12 protein-coding genes and 1 pseudogene are annotated in these 13,872 nt (G+C 54.3%); 7 read left to right on the top strand and 6 right to left on the bottom strand.

What is annotated here, in order from left to right; all coding sequences use genetic code 11:
• Positions 1-126 precede the first annotated feature (126 nt).
• The 6 genes and pseudogenes from OES20_10080 (at position 127) to OES20_10055 (ending at position 5,251) form a co-directional block, all read left to right on the top strand.
• Positions 127-1,344 carry a tryptophan--tRNA ligase gene (locus OES20_10080; GenBank protein MDH3635041.1) on the top strand — a complete coding sequence of 406 codons (1,218 nt, stop codon included), beginning with the start codon at positions 127-129 and terminating at the stop codon, positions 1,342-1,344.
• Positions 1,345-1,357: 13 nt separating this feature from the next.
• Positions 1,358-2,164: a segregation/condensation protein A gene (locus OES20_10075; GenBank protein MDH3635040.1), complete on the top strand. Its 807-nt coding sequence runs from the start codon at positions 1,358-1,360 to the stop codon at positions 2,162-2,164.
• A 3-nt stretch (positions 2,165-2,167) separates the two neighbouring features.
• Positions 2,168-2,713: pseudogene (scpB, locus tag OES20_10070) on the top strand (SMC-Scp complex subunit ScpB).
• Between the two features lie 92 nt (positions 2,714-2,805).
• A complete protein-coding gene (locus tag OES20_10065) occupies positions 2,806-3,732 on the top strand; it encodes a hypothetical protein (protein ID MDH3635039.1) in 927 nt (308 codons plus the stop codon).
• Between the two features lie 299 nt (positions 3,733-4,031).
• Positions 4,032-4,811 (top strand): pseudouridine synthase, encoded by a 780-nt coding sequence (locus OES20_10060; GenBank protein MDH3635038.1) that lies wholly within the window; start codon positions 4,032-4,034, stop codon positions 4,809-4,811.
• Positions 4,811-5,251, top strand: a complete 441-nt coding sequence (locus tag OES20_10055; protein ID MDH3635037.1) for a DciA family protein — start codon at positions 4,811-4,813, stop codon at positions 5,249-5,251. Before OES20_10060 ends, OES20_10055 begins: the two co-directional genes overlap by 1 nt.
• A 358-nt stretch (positions 5,252-5,609) precedes the next feature.
• Here the strand turns inward: OES20_10055 and OES20_10050 are convergent, their stop codons facing one another.
• The 5 genes from OES20_10050 to OES20_10030 all read right to left on the bottom strand — a co-directional run bounded on the left by OES20_10050 (position 5,610) and on the right by OES20_10030 (position 11,821).
• A complete protein-coding gene (locus tag OES20_10050) occupies positions 5,610-5,831 on the bottom strand; it encodes a hypothetical protein (GenBank protein ID MDH3635036.1) in 222 nt (73 codons plus the stop codon).
• Between the two features lie 91 nt (positions 5,832-5,922).
• The gene (locus tag OES20_10045; GenBank protein ID MDH3635035.1) at positions 5,923-6,861 is read right to left on the bottom strand and encodes a hypothetical protein; all 939 of its coding nucleotides are present in this window, start codon (positions 6,859-6,861) and stop codon (positions 5,923-5,925) included.
• 655 nt (positions 6,862-7,516) lie between these two features.
• Positions 7,517-8,713, bottom strand: a complete 1,197-nt coding sequence (locus OES20_10040; protein ID MDH3635034.1) for an efflux RND transporter periplasmic adaptor subunit — start codon at positions 8,711-8,713, stop codon at positions 7,517-7,519.
• A gap of 2 nt (positions 8,714-8,715) precedes the next feature.
• On the bottom strand, positions 8,716-11,082 hold the full coding sequence (locus OES20_10035; GenBank protein ID MDH3635033.1) for an ABC transporter permease: 2,367 nt from the start codon (positions 11,080-11,082) through the stop codon (positions 8,716-8,718).
• Between the two features lie 4 nt (positions 11,083-11,086).
• On the bottom strand, positions 11,087-11,821 hold the full coding sequence (locus OES20_10030) for an ABC transporter ATP-binding protein (protein ID MDH3635032.1): 735 nt from the start codon (positions 11,819-11,821) through the stop codon (positions 11,087-11,089).
• Positions 11,822-12,393: 572 nt separating this feature from the next.
• Between OES20_10030 and OES20_10025 the strand changes: the two genes are divergently transcribed.
• Complete coding sequence (locus OES20_10025; GenBank protein MDH3635031.1) at positions 12,394-12,909, top strand: hypothetical protein; 516 nt, start codon at positions 12,394-12,396, stop codon at positions 12,907-12,909.
• 19 nt (positions 12,910-12,928) lie between these two features.
• On the opposite strand, the gene OES20_10020 is transcribed toward OES20_10025, so the two are convergent.
• Positions 12,929-13,576, bottom strand: coding sequence for a ceramidase (locus tag OES20_10020; GenBank protein ID MDH3635030.1), 648 nt, complete (start codon positions 13,574-13,576; stop codon positions 12,929-12,931).
• Positions 13,577-13,872: the final 296 nt, after the last annotated feature.

The following is a 13,872-nucleotide window of genomic DNA, read 5'->3' as shown; positions in this document are numbered from 1 at the left end:
TTCCTGGTTGTGCCCATGAGCGGTGGTCTATTCCAATTACCGCAGGATGACATGTTAAAATCATGGTTTGTGGCCTGGCTTGTCAGTATAATTCAAGCCGGGCCTCTATAAACCGGATCATCATTATTGAATACCATTAGTCAAAACAACCGCGTGCTGTCGGGCATGCGTCCTACCGGGTTGTTGCACCTAGGCCACTATCACGGCGTCTTGAAAAACTGGATCGAACTACAACACAGCTACGAGTGTTTTTACTTCGTTGCGGACTGGCATGCGCTCACGACGCATTACGAGGATCCATCGATTATCGCCGAGAGCACGCGCGATATGGTGATCGACTGGCTTGCCGCCGGCGTGAATCCGGGCACGGCAACCCTGTTTATCCAGTCACGCATCCCGGAACACGCCGAACTGCACCTGTTATTGTCGATGATTACACCGCTGGGCTGGCTTGAACGTGTGCCCAGCTTCAAGGATCAGCAGGAAAAGATTAACGATAGGGATTTATCGACCTATGGCTTTCTCGGTTACCCGTTGCTGCAGAGCGCGGATATCCTGATGTACAAGGCCGGCTTTGTGCCGGTGGGCGATGACCAGGTCGCTCATGTCGAGCTGACGCGCGAGGTTGCACGCCGCTTTAATCATTTCTATGGTCGCGAACCTGATTTTGAAAACAAGGTCAGCGCCGCGATTAATAAGATGGGCAAGAAAAACGCCAGGCTTTACCAGGATGCACGCAAGCGCTACCAGGAGCAGGGTGATAGCGAGGCACTGTCGATTGGTCACGCGTTGCTGGAATCGCAACAGAACATCAGTTTGAGTGACCACGAACGACTGCTGGGCTACCTCGATGGCGAGGGACGCATTATCCTGCCGGAACCGCAGGCCCTGCTGACCGTGTCGTCAAAAATGCCCGGGACTGACGGGCAGAAAATGTCGAAGTCCTATAACAATACGATCGCATTGCGCGAAGACAAGGACAGCATTACCCAGAAAATCAAAACCATGCCGACCGACCCGGCACGCGTGCGGCGCACGGATCCGGGAGACCCGGACAAATGCCCGGTGTGGGAGTTTCACGAGGTCTATACCGATGAAGCGACCAAGCAAAAACTTGGAGAGGGTTGCAGAACGGCGTCGATCGGCTGCATCGACTGCAAGCAATACGTCATCGATTCAATCGTCGAGGAGTTAAAACCGATACAGCAGAGTGTCAAGGAATACCTGGGCGATCTTTCCGGGGTCGACAGCATCATCAACGAAGGCTGCGAGGCCGCTCGTGACGTTGCGCAGGATACCATCGAAGAAGTGCGCAAGGTCATGGGATTAACCGGGCGCAGGTAGTATCGATAAAACCATGGAAAAAGTTTTCACCAGTAGTACATCGATCCAGGAGGAAATGCCGTTTGCCCTGGTTGAGGGCGAGCCGCTGACCGTTATTCCGCAGGATCTCTATATCCCGCCCGACGCGCTGCTGGTATTTCTCGAGGCTTTCGAAGGGCCTCTCGATCTGTTGCTCTACCTGATCAAGCGCCAGAATATCGATATCCTCGATATACCCATAGCCGCGATCACCCGGCAGTACATGGAATACATCCACCTGATGGACAATCTCGAACTCGAACTGGCCGCGGAATACCTGGTGATGGCATCGATGCTGGCCGAAATCAAGTCGCGTATGCTGCTGCCGCGACCCACGGAATCGCAGGACGAGGAAGACCCGCGTGCCGAGCTGATTCGACGCCTGCAGGAATACGAGCAGTTTAAACAGGCGGCGGAAGACCTCGATGGGCTCGATCGAATGGAACGCGAAATCCATCCGACCCACATCGATATTCCCAAGTTCAAGGTCAAGCTGGCGCTACCGACGGTCGATCTGAATGACCTGATGAGTGCGTTTCGCGACGTCGTCAACCGCGCCGAGCAGTTTGCCAGTCATCATGTCGATCGTGAGCCGCTGTCGGTGCGTGAACGCATGGTGATCGTGCTGGGTCGTATCTCGGCCGACGATTTCACCAGCTTTAATGACTTTTTCAATCCAGCCGAAGGGCGTATGGGCGTCGTTGTCAGTTTCGTCGCGATTCTTGAGCTGCTCAAGGAATCGCTGATCGATCTTGTGCAAACCGAGCCCTATGGCCCGATCTACGTCAAAGCCAGATCATAAATTATGCAAATCGAAAAACTCAAAGCCATCCTCGAAGCCCTGTTTGCGGCCAGCGATAAACCGCTATCGGTCAACCAGATGTCTGATTTGTTTGCCGGCGATATTGAGCAGCCCGGCAAGGATGAGATTCGCCAGGCAATCCAGCAACTGCAGGAAAAATACGACGGCAGTGGTTTCGAGTTGAAACAGGTCGCCTCGGGATTTCGATTCCAGGTCAAGGCCGATTTCGAAACCTGGGTGGTGCGCCTGTGGGAGCAAAAGCCACCGCGCTACTCGCGCGCGCTGATGGAAACGCTGGCCCTGATCGCTTACCGTCAACCGATCACGCGCGGCGAAATCGAGGATATCCGGGGTGTCAGCGTCAGTACCAACATCATCAGGACGCTGGAAGAACGCGACTGGGTTAAATCGCTGGGGCACAAGGAAGTCCCGGGCAGGCCGACACTGTATGGTACCACCAACGCGTTTCTCGATTACTTCAACCTGAAGTCGCTCAACGAGTTGCCGACGCTGGCTGAAATTCGTGACATCGACCAGTTCAATCCTGAATTTTCGTTCGAGGAAAAAATCGAGGCAGCCGCCAATTAGCATCTATAATCGGGTAGATGCGATGCCTTGTTAGTCTAATAACTATTTGCGCCTTGCTGACTGCCTGCAGTGAGCAAAAACAGGCGCTCGATACCTGGGTGCATGCCGACACCGGTTCCTACGGCGCTGCTATCAGCCCCGATGGCAAGTACCTGCTGACCGGTGAAATTGGCGGATTTGCCCGGGTCTGGGATTTACAAACCAACCGGGTCAAGTACAGCGTTCAGCACGAAGAAGGTGGTGAAGGCGGTGTTATTGCCGCTGCATTCTCGGAGCTCGGAAATGTGCTGGTCACGATTGAACAAAATTCGATTGCGCGCTGGGCAGTGGAGTCGGGACGTCTTACCGGTTACTGGACCTGGCCCAACCTGACCGATGTCGCAGTGTCGGCGAACGGTCGTTTCGCGCTGATCGGCAGCAAGGACAACCAGGCGGTTTATTTCGATATGATCGAAGGCGAGATGCGCTTCGTGTTTGCCCATCACGAGAAGGTTACCAGCGTGGCGCTTTCGAAGGATGGTCGCTTCGCGTTGACCGGCGCCGATGACTGGCACGCCAGTCTGTGGGATTTGAGCAATGGTGAACATCTTTGGTCGAAGAACCTGGAGTACAAGATCTCGCTGGTTGCGCTGTCCGATGACGGTGAACTTGCGCTCGCGAATGCCCATATCGGTGACGCACGTGTTTACACGACGCGCGGCAAGGGTGAACTGGTGTCGCGTCTCGATGAAGTCAGGATGACGTTGGTCTCGGCCGACTTTTCGGATGACAACCGTACGCTCGCGACCGGCCGGGCGGCCAAGGCGATCGATATCTGGGATGTTGCTAGCGGTAAACGCCGCGAAACCTGGAAACCGAAAGTCAAACACAAGGTGCAGCCGGACTCGGCGACGATTCTCGACCTCAAGCTCGACAGCAATGCGAAAACCCTGATCTCCGAATCCTCGACTGGCATCGGCCAGCGCTGGGCCATTAACTGACCTGCAAGGCATTCCCTCCATCGCTAGTACCGGCTGCGCGGTAATCAACTTTTTTGAGCATGATGATACAAGGGTGGGCGGAAAAAATTTTTGCGGGCAAAAATGTATTCCGCCCACGGTAACCAGTGTCAGAATGTTATCTGAGTCAGGGACGCCAATTAGATAATCCCTGGATAACGCGGTTTCCAGGGAGGAGTTGCAGTGCATTAAATACTGGATCCCGCGACCTACGCGGCCCGGTCGAGCCGCGGGATGACATTAACTTAGGGCGCGGCTCTGGCCTGCTGTATAATCGCGCGATGGAGCGCATACAGAAATATTTAGCCAACCAGGGTGCCGGTTCGCGGCGCCATATTGACGCGCTGCTACAGCAGGGGCGCATCAGCGTCAACGGCAAAACCGCTAAACCGGGCGATCAGATCAACGGCCGCGAAAAGATCGCGATCGATGGCAAGCTGCTGCGCCTGCAGCGTCACGTTGCCAAACCAAAGATCCTGATGTACCACAAGCCGGTGGGCGAGGTCTGCACGCGCTCGGACCCCGAGGGACGCGATGACGTGTTCAGGAATTTGCCGCGTCTGAACCAGGGTCGCTGGGTCAGTATCGGGCGGCTCGACATCAATACCAGCGGACTGCTGTTATTTACCAACGATGGTGAACTCGCGAATCGCCTCATGCATCCGTCTTTCGAGGTAGAACGCGAGTATGCGGTGCGCGTGCACGGTGCCGTCAGTCATGAAATGCTGCAGCAGCTGCGCGATGGTGTTCAGCTTGAAGATGGCATGGCCCATTTTGAAGATATTATCGATTCCGGCGGTAGCGGCAGCAATCACTGGTATCACGTGGTTTTAAAGGAAGGACGCAACCGCGAGGTGCGACGCCTCTGGGAAGCGGTTGGGGTCGAGGTGAGCCGCCTGACCCGGGTGCGCTATGACCAGTTCAGGCTGCCGAAGTGGTTAAAGCCCGGTAAGTCGCGATTACTGGATGAAGAAGTGGTGACCCGGGTTTATCGGCGTCTCGACCTGGGCAGGAAAAGCCGCGAAACGCATCGTCCGAAGCGCCAGCGACGCAGGGCCTGATGGGATCGAAGAAATTATCAAGGCTTTGCCAGTCGGTGCTGCCGGCCGGGTTTGAAGAGGTTACTCGCCTCGGGCCCGAGATCCAGCATTTCCTGGAACAGAACCTGCCCGAATCGGTGAACCAGGCAGTAACGCTGCTGAACGTCAATCGGCATGAAATCGTGATTGCCGCGAGCAGCCCGATGGTGGCGAACTACCTGCGTTTGCATAGCGGGGAGATCGCGCAGCAGTTGCGGGAAACCTTTCACCTCGAGCAGGCTTTGAAATTCCGCACCGTTCCGGATTCGCTGTTAAAGATTGATAAAATTCAAACCGCGCGTGAACCGCGCGCAGTCAGTGCTGAATCGATCAGGGCGATTCGGCGTAACGCGGACTGGATTGAAGATGAAGAACTGAAAGCAGCCCTGTTGTCATTGGCCGAGAGCCTCAAAGCTGACTAGCTAATGTATTGCATTTCGGTGTATGACATTTCCAACCCGTACGCCCCGCCACCGCGGGATTTTTTATTGCTCAGATGTAAAAATTGATCGTTTGCAGAAGTTCGATTGTCAATAGAATGTCTGCTCACCCACTTTATTATTCTTGTGCTTCGTTTATCAAAGCTTCAAAGTTCGAAATCTTATGGCCAATAAAATGGAAGAATCTGAACTAGAAAAAGTGGTTGTCATAAATCAGGAGCCGGCAGAAGTTTAGCCTTCGGACCAGCACGTTTTCCCCTACGTAAATGCTGAAACCAAAGTACATTCCACAATATTCGAAGGTCCCTCAAATTTAAACGAAAACCTGGCGAAGGCGATTCTAGATCTCGAAAACGATCCCGATTTTTTGATCCAGCTTATGCGCGGAGGTTGTGGAACAAAAATAGACCATATCGATCGCTGGAATGTGCCCGAAGCCGATTTGGTTCATGCGCGCGCCATTGCTTTTTTCGTCAATGGCCTTGATTTCGACCAGGCAGTGGTCGACCAGTGCTGGGTCAATATATATCGCAAGGGTGACTATTGCATGCCACATAGCCATATTCGCCCCAGAATTACGATGTCCTGGAATATTAATCGCCCGGCCATCCCCGGGAAACCGCCTGAGCTGCGCTAGTACCCTTTAGGCAATTCTAGAATTTGTTATTTTCAATCAGGTCATTTAGCCGGTCGGAAAAATCATCGGAATTCTTTCGATACGTAACGAGCACCTGGTTTGCAAGCCTGTTCCAGTGGTTCTCGCTCGCCGATACCAGCGCCTCGATACCGTTGCGTTTGCCAGTTGTTACCCAGTTTTCATAAGACCGCGTAAGCGACGGAAAAAGTTCCTTGCGCATATTCGTAAGATTCGCAAAGAAAAAGTGCAATGAGGGGTCGTCTCCTTTACGAAGCAGGACGGGAAGCGTCGTCAGCGAGTCGGCAAGATTATCGCGCACGGCGCGGATCATGATTTCGGTTTTCGATCGCGGCAGGTCGGCAAGCATCTGCTCCCATTCCGGCCCCAGCCGCTTTCCCGCAAGCACTTCTCCCTTTTCATGCAACAGCGCCGAGTCGAGCACCGAATCGGTCATATTCTCGAGCGCGGTCTCGGTGTTATGTTCGAAGTCGAAGCCGCGAATTGCGCGGGCCATCGCGTTTTCTTGCCGGTTCCACTGCCATTCCTCGATCTTTTCCCAGATCATGCGTCGCAGAGACTCGCGCCGGACGAAGATCGTGCCGTTGCGCGTCATTGCTGGCGGGGCCGTCAAATCCCGTGCGTACTCGTTTTCCGATAGGAGGATGGTAAAGTCGGCTTGCTTTTCGATATGTCCCAGCCTACCGAGGAAAAAATGCGGCGTGTGTTTGTAACCGAATCCACCGCTATAAATCAGTCCGTGCGGATTCAACGCCACGTTTAGCGCGTCGATGTCGAAGGGATCATAACTGTCGCCGGCGATCGGTAAATTGGCAAAAGACTCGTCTTCAATGGTTTGCCAGTAGAGTTCGCGCTCTTTTAGCCAGTCGCCGAGATCGCCGTCAGGCAGGTTGTCGTGAAACGCATAACCCATCTCCCAGCGGAAATATTCCCTCATCTTAAGGAGATATACACACAGGGTGTAATCACCGGCGTGCCGTGCATCAGAAATATGGCAATTACGCTGAACGGCAGTAAGAAGTGGCTGGAGGTTATCTTGCATGGAAGGGTAAAGCAGTGATGATCGATTTTCCAACGGTTTTAACACTTTACCGATCCTATCACGTGAAACAGCAACCATTCCAGACAGGTTAAAGGCAAATTGTCGATGGTGGGGACCCCAACAATCTGGGTTAGTAAATAATCGTTATCAGATGAATAAAAAAAGCCGGTTGAGCATGCCCAACCGGCTTTTTGGTGTTTGGGTCCCCGTCGTGGTCACCTATCGAACTTTTTGCCTGGCGCCTTCACCAGAAATCCGGGCAGTTTTCGAGATTACCGCAAGTTTTTAATTATCCTGAAGCAGATACTCGAACGGAAAAACTGACATCGTGCTTTTTTTCGAATAGCAGCTGTAACCGACCGGAAAAGGAGCTTTATATTCCGCTGGAAGCGGGTGGGCCGAATTCACCCGTACGCTCAACCAGCACCGGGCTCGACATCCGCTTTGCAACGCAAGACTTGCCGACCGGGTGTCTACCAATGGCTTCAGGCAGCCCTCGACCATGGGAAACAATAGGGCGCAAGCCACGAATGACTGATTACATTTATTCTCATCTTTGTTTCACTCCGATGCCATCTTCAATCGTTTTGTCCGGATGTGTAATCACGGCGTCACCCTCCGCCAGGCCTTCCAGTATCTGTGCGGACAGTCCGTTACGTTGCCCGACTTTGACCCCGCGCCGTTTGGCCTTGTTGTTTTCCATGACAAATAGAGCCCATTGATCATCGATACGAAACAGGGCGCTGGCCGGAATTTGCAACACGTCCTCGTTTTCCCAGAGTATGAAGCGTGACTCGACACGGTAACCATCGCCGAGGGTTTGCCATCGTTCGGCGTCCGAGGTGATGTCGGAGATGATCAGCACGCGTTGTTCTTCCACGCCCAGGGCGGAGATCTTGGTGAAACCGACCGGCTCCACGCGCCGCACTCGGCCGGTCAGCGGTTTTTCGCCACCCCAGCGCTCGTACAGGACGGGCATTCCCGGTTTGATCTTCACCGCGTCCGCGGAGAGGACATCGGTCTCGATTTCCAGCGAGCGGGTATCGCCGATTTCCAGCAGGGGCTGGCCGCGGCTGACCACGCCTTCACATTCCTGATGCAGTTTGAGAATCCTGCCGGTGACGGGCGCGGCCACCCGCACGATATCTTCTGGATCCGACGACGTGTTTCCCGTGTAACGCAGCGCCGTGCGCGCCGCCTCGAGTTCGTATTTGGCGACGTCCACGGCGAACAAGGCGGAGCGCAGTCTGGCCTCAGTGCCGCGCTTGACTGCTCTGGCCTGGTCGAGCCTTTCTGCAGAGATGTGACCCGCTTCCACGAGCGGCTCGAGTCGCGCCAGTTCCGTGACGGCCAGGTCGGCTTCGGCACGCGCGACGCTGACGTTCTGTTCGGCGGCGTGCAACGAGGCTTCCGCAGCGGAAACCCGGGCGCGTGCCTCGGCCCGGCTACGAGGGTCGAGCGCTTGCGATTGCAGCGGGTTGATATTGACGAGAGTTTCGTCTTTCTCGATGAGGTCGCCCACTTCCAGGTCGACGCGGCAGGTGGTGCCGGCGACCGGCGCGGTGATTATATAGCGATCGATTACGCGGGTCTTGCCCTCCTCCTGGATGGTGACCTGCATGGGCGCGCGTTTCGCCTCGGCGATATCGACCAGGCGTGGCTGGGGCCTGAATCCATATGCCAGTGCAGCCACGATTAGCAACAGTACGGTCAGCCAGGTGATGCGTCTTTGCCATTGTACGTTCATAGTTAATCCTTTGTTTTCAATACTTCGATCAGGTCGAGTTCGTCCAGCCGGCGCCGCACCAGCAAGGCTGAAACGGCGGCGGCAATCAATACCACCAGCGCGGCAAAAGCATAGGTGGAAGGCTCGAGAACCAGGGGTACGCGGTACATTTCGTTGCCAATGCTGGCGGCGATATAACGGCACAGCTCGTGCCCGAACCACAGGCCCAGCGGCATGGCTGTTAGGGTCAGCAATGCCAGTTCGCCGAGCAGGATATAAGAGATTTCGCCACGCGTGTAACCCAGTACGCGCAGGCTGGCCAGTTCGCGGCTGCGCTCTGTCAGCGTGATGCGCGCGCTGTTGTAGACCACGCCCACCGCGATAACAACGGAAAAGAGGGTCGCCACGAAGGTCCAGAACAGCATGGTTTCGTCCATGGTGCGGTGAAAGTTATCGATCTCCTGGGTTCGGATCACGGAACCGACGATTCTCGGCCGGTCCTTCAGATGCTGGTAAATCTCGTTAGCGTAGCGATCATCGATATAGAGATAGGCACCCGAGATGACGTCGCCTTCCTGCATCAGGCGGTTGAGAGCGTCCAGGTCCATATAGGCGCCGACACCGAGGTCTTGGCGGATCAGTGCAGCCACGGGAATCCGTCGAACCGGCATGCTGCCTTCCAGAATTTCGACCGTAAGCAGTTCGCCGGTCTCGATACCGAGGATTTCCTCGGCCAGGTATTCGTTCAGTACGATGCCGTCGCGCGGCAGTTCGACAATATTGAGATCGCTATCGACCAGGCGCTTGATCGTCGTCCCCGGTTCGAACGCCGAGATATAGACCCGATACTCGCGGTGCTCAAAACGCAGTCGCGCCGGTAACGTGCGCACCGGTTCTCCATACTCGACGCCGCGCAGGCTTTGCAGTTCGGTGAGTGCGCGGTGCGAAGTCGCCTCGTTGAATCCGACTGACAGGTCATCGCGTTGCGACAGACCGTAGTGCATGTCCACCATGTAGTTGGTGCTGTTTTCCTGGAAGCGGCCGGTCATCAGCATACCGACAGCCAGCGCGATCCCCAGCACCGACAATAGCGACTTGACCGGCTTGTGGCCGAGATTACGCAAAATCATGCGGGTGGGTGTCGAGAACACACGCTTCAACCCCATTTCTTCTATCAACGATGTGCGGTAGACGGTCGGCGCTTCCGGGCGCATGGCTTCGGCCGGTTTCAGGCGCACAGTGGCACGCACCGCGGCCAGTGTGCCCAGCAGACCCGCGACGACAGTGATCAGGCCGGCCTGGATTATGCGCAGTGGATGCATTTCGAAATGCACGAACGGCAGCCGGAAATATTCCACAAAGATTTCGCTGAGCATCACGCCGAGCCAGGCGCCGGCTGCAATACCGAGCACGACACCGGCCAGTACGATAAGCATGACCATCTGCAGGTAATGCGAAGCGACGGTAGTGTTCGCATAGCCGAACGCTTTCAGGGCCGCGATCTGCTCGCGCTGGGTGCCGACAAGGCGGGTGACGACGACGTTCAGCAGGAAGGCTGCCACGCCCAGGAATATAATCGGAAAGATACCGGACAGGTTTTCCAGCTGTTCGAGTTCCTGCGCGAGGAACCGATGCGAGGGCTGGTGCTCACGGGCAAAGGAGCCGATGCCGCCATAACGCCCCAGGAGCTCGTCGATACGGTCCATCACGGTTTGTTCATCGGCGTCGCGCGTCAGCGTCAGCACCGCGTAATTGAATGCGCCCTGCATTTCGTAGGCGTGTGACAGCGCCGTACGGCCCATCCACAGGATGCCGTAGCGTTCGTAGTCGGGAAACATGCCGCCGGGGCGCAGTTGGTGAACGAATTCAGGGGATCCGCCGGTGCCGACGATACGCAGTTGTTTGCGCTTGCCCTTGATGATGACATGCAGCTGATCGCCCGGCTTGAAGTCGTGCGCTTTGGCAAAGGATTCGCTGATGATGATTTCGTCGTTGCGTCCGGGATCGATCAGCCGCCCGGCACGCAGGTAGAGCTGGTTGAGCAGGGATTCGCCGTTGTCCGGAATGGAGGTTACGGTGCCGACGACAGGTTCGGGAAAACCTTCGATGTCGATCGTCAGGGGTGCCACAACGCGGGTATCGACCTTGTCTACGCCATCGATCGTTGCGATTAGCCGGGCGACCGATTCCGGCGCGCGCTTGATCGGCACGAAGATGTCGGCGAAACGGTTTTCGCTGTAATACAAGTCGCGGCTCAGCAGCAACGAGTCCAGCGTGCTCATGAACATGAGAAAGCAGGCAACCCCGCTGGCCATCACCGCGATGATGGCGAGGGACTGGCCGCGCAAATGCCAAAGGTCGCGCCAGAGTTTGAGGTTCAGTGCTCTCATCTTTTTACCAGCTCAATTCCGCAGGCGCTTTTTTCTGCGAGTTGATCTCGATATTCGAAATTTTGCCATCGCTAAGATGGATTACACGGTCTGCCATATCGGCGATCGCGACGTTGTGTGTGATCACCACGGTGGTGGTGCCCAGTTCCCGGTTGGCTTTCGCCAACGCCTCCAGCACCACGATGCCGGTCCTGATATCCAACGCGCCGGTCGGCTCGTCGCACAGTAATACGTCCGGTCGCTTGGCAATCGCACGGGCGATGGCCACGCGCTGCTGTTCGCCACCCGATAACTGCGCCGGAAAATGTTCCGCGCGGTCACTCAGGTTGACGAGTTCGAGTGCCTCGTCGGGCGGCAGGGGCCTACTGGAAATCTCGGTGACCAGCGCGACGTTCTCGCGCGCGGTCAGGCTGGGGATCAGGTTGTAAAACTGGAATACGAAGCCGACGTGTTCGCGCCGATAACGGGTGAGCACCGATTCCCTGAAGGTGCTGAGATCGTGATCCTGGTATTGCACCGTGCCGCTGCTGGGCACATCCAGGCCGCCGAGGATATTCAGCAGCGTTGATTTACCGCTCCCCGATGGCCCCAACAGAACGATGAATTCGCCTTCATACAGTTCCAGGTCGATGCCGCGCAAGGCGTGAACCTGCACTTCGCCCATCTGGTAGACCTTGGTGATACCACGGGTGTTGAAGACGATATCTGTATCGGCCGTTTGCGGTCGGGTGACTGTCATTTATCCAGTATTAGAATCTCTGGTTACCGGTATTTAAATGCAATTGGGTCGGAATGAAATGATGCAAGTCAGGAAAATGTGCCATACCGGCAGGGAAATGTCGGGTGCGGCCTGATGGCAGGTGGTAAAGGCGTTTCCGGATAAGGGTGACGTCTCCGGACTCCGCTAAGATTTACCCGACGTCGCCAGGAACGAGAAAAGCCGGTTGGGCATGCTCAACCGGCTTTTTGGTGTTTGGCTCCCCATCGTGGACACATATCGAACTTTTTGCCTGGCGCCTTCGCGAGAGGTCAGGGCTGTTTTCGAGGGAATTAGAGAGTTTCAATTAGCCCGAGTTTAAGCCTCAATTCCGAAAAGCAGACGCTGGGAAATCTTTGATGGGCGGCAGAAAACGACCCAAAGGAGACTCCCATCTAAAGGGAAATTGATACGCATCAGTATGGCTATTCGATGCTTATGATCCCATTAATTTTGTGAAACGAATAGTTCGAGCAACTTTTACCCTCAAATCCATGAATTAGGCATACCATGGATCGTGAAATAATTTCAATGGGGCAATATACGAGTAGTTCATGAAAACCCCACGAATACAACTTGATAAGGTGAGGTATGTTGTTATTGGATCGCTCGTTATCTTGCCGATGCTTATCTATTATGTATGGAGCACTCTTTACGAACGGTTGCAGCATTCAGAAACAACTTGGCTATCAATAACGATCACGCTGGCCGCCGTGCTTGGTGTATTGGTAGGTTGGTTTGTGAATCCGATGGTAGCTTACAAAAGAAATCCTGATATTTGTGTTGGTGGCATTCCATTTCCAGTTCATTATGGAATGCCTGTAGAGGATGGCTGTATATCTGGTTACTTTGGGCTTCGCAATTTTTTATTAGACGTTTGTTATTATTGTCTTATGTTCGTTGCCGCGGGTCTTCTGATTTATAAAATCGGTGCCAACTACGGATTTATAGCCTCGCTTTTAACAATATCGGGCCTTTATATTGGGATAAAGATCTTTATGGTAGATGTATTGAAGATCTACCCTATAAAAATAAAAATCGAAAACGAAACGTTCCAAAATAAAGATTAAGGAGCTATCCTCGGAATGGTTAGTGAGAAACCGACCTGGGCCCAGACGATAAGTTTGAAATTAGAGCACGCATTGCCAAGTATATAACCAACGCATTTAGAATATGCCACAGGAAATGGGTTCCTAATGCAAACTGGGAACAAATCATGTTATCGATAGAACGGAAAAATATCGAAAGCAAGAACACACTGGCGGCAACGAGTAACAAGGTGCGCTCCACCTTCTGACTCTGGTAGTGGTATAAACCCAGAACAAAAATTACCAGCAAAGCAGGCGCGTATATCAGCGAGCCGTTAATGACGTCCGGAAATTGCCTACCATAGACAGATGCTGCCACAAACACGATTAGTAAGATGCCAATAACTGCCATGGGCAGATTGATAATCCGGCGAGTATAAAATCCGATGTATAACAGCTGGAACACGAAAATGGGAATGATATCCAGCCATCGCGTAAGCGGTGTTGCCATTGTATGAAACAGGAAACTTCCAATACCGATAGCCGCTATCACGCCGACAATCGCAGCGATACTCGAGCTGTGCACTTGCCCGCGCGCCACGATGCGCCATATAAACCACGCCGCAAAGACAAAACCGATATTGGTCAAGGCGTTGACTGGTTCCGCCCAGAAGCCAGAGTCTACTCTTTCACAATAAAGATCCACCATTGGCCGTTAATAAATCCTCTCAAGTGGTTTAAAGGGCATTTTACGCGTGATCTTGTTTAAGTGCGGTATCCAAAAACTCACGATCACTAGCAGCCCCTGATTATCAAGTGTCCGCTCTTGGCTGAAGATTGCCTCCCATCAGGATTCGATGAGAGTCCGCTATTGAGAAAGCTGACGCTCAAATTCGATTGATCAGCGGCAATAACCGACCCAAAGCCGACTCTCACGGATTGTCATCGTTCCCCTTCGCGCATCCGGTCCTCGATCCAATCGAAAACGATCTGCCGGGCGAGAGG

It is taken from the genome of Gammaproteobacteria bacterium (genome assembly GCA_029862005.1).
Classification (GTDB): domain Bacteria; phylum Pseudomonadota; class Gammaproteobacteria.
This window is presented reverse-complemented; position numbering and strand designations above follow the sequence as displayed.

Coding starts and splice junctions, on each gene's coding strand:
- OES20_10035 (MDH3635033.1), bottom strand. CDS start 11,082: ATGAGAGCACTGAACCTCAAACTCTGGCGCGACCTTTGGCATTTGCGC.
- OES20_10030 (MDH3635032.1), bottom strand. CDS start 11,821: ATGACAGTCACCCGACCGCAAACGGCCGATACAGATATCGTCTTCAAC.
- OES20_10045 (MDH3635035.1), bottom strand. CDS start 6,861: ATGAGGGAATATTTCCGCTGGGAGATGGGTTATGCGTTTCACGACAAC.
- OES20_10050 (MDH3635036.1), bottom strand. CDS start 5,831: ATGGCTATGTGGCATGCAATAGTCACCCTTGCGATATATATTGACCCA.
- OES20_10055 (MDH3635037.1), top strand. CDS start 4,811: ATGGGATCGAAGAAATTATCAAGGCTTTGCCAGTCGGTGCTGCCGGCC.
- OES20_10040 (MDH3635034.1), bottom strand. CDS start 8,713: ATGAACGTACAATGGCAAAGACGCATCACCTGGCTGACCGTACTGTTG.
- OES20_10060 (MDH3635038.1), top strand. CDS start 4,032: ATGGAGCGCATACAGAAATATTTAGCCAACCAGGGTGCCGGTTCGCGG.
- OES20_10020 (MDH3635030.1), bottom strand. CDS start 13,576: ATGGTGGATCTTTATTGTGAAAGAGTAGACTCTGGCTTCTGGGCGGAA.
- OES20_10025 (MDH3635031.1), top strand. CDS start 12,394: ATGAAAACCCCACGAATACAACTTGATAAGGTGAGGTATGTTGTTATT.
- OES20_10075 (MDH3635040.1), top strand. CDS start 1,358: ATGGAAAAAGTTTTCACCAGTAGTACATCGATCCAGGAGGAAATGCCG.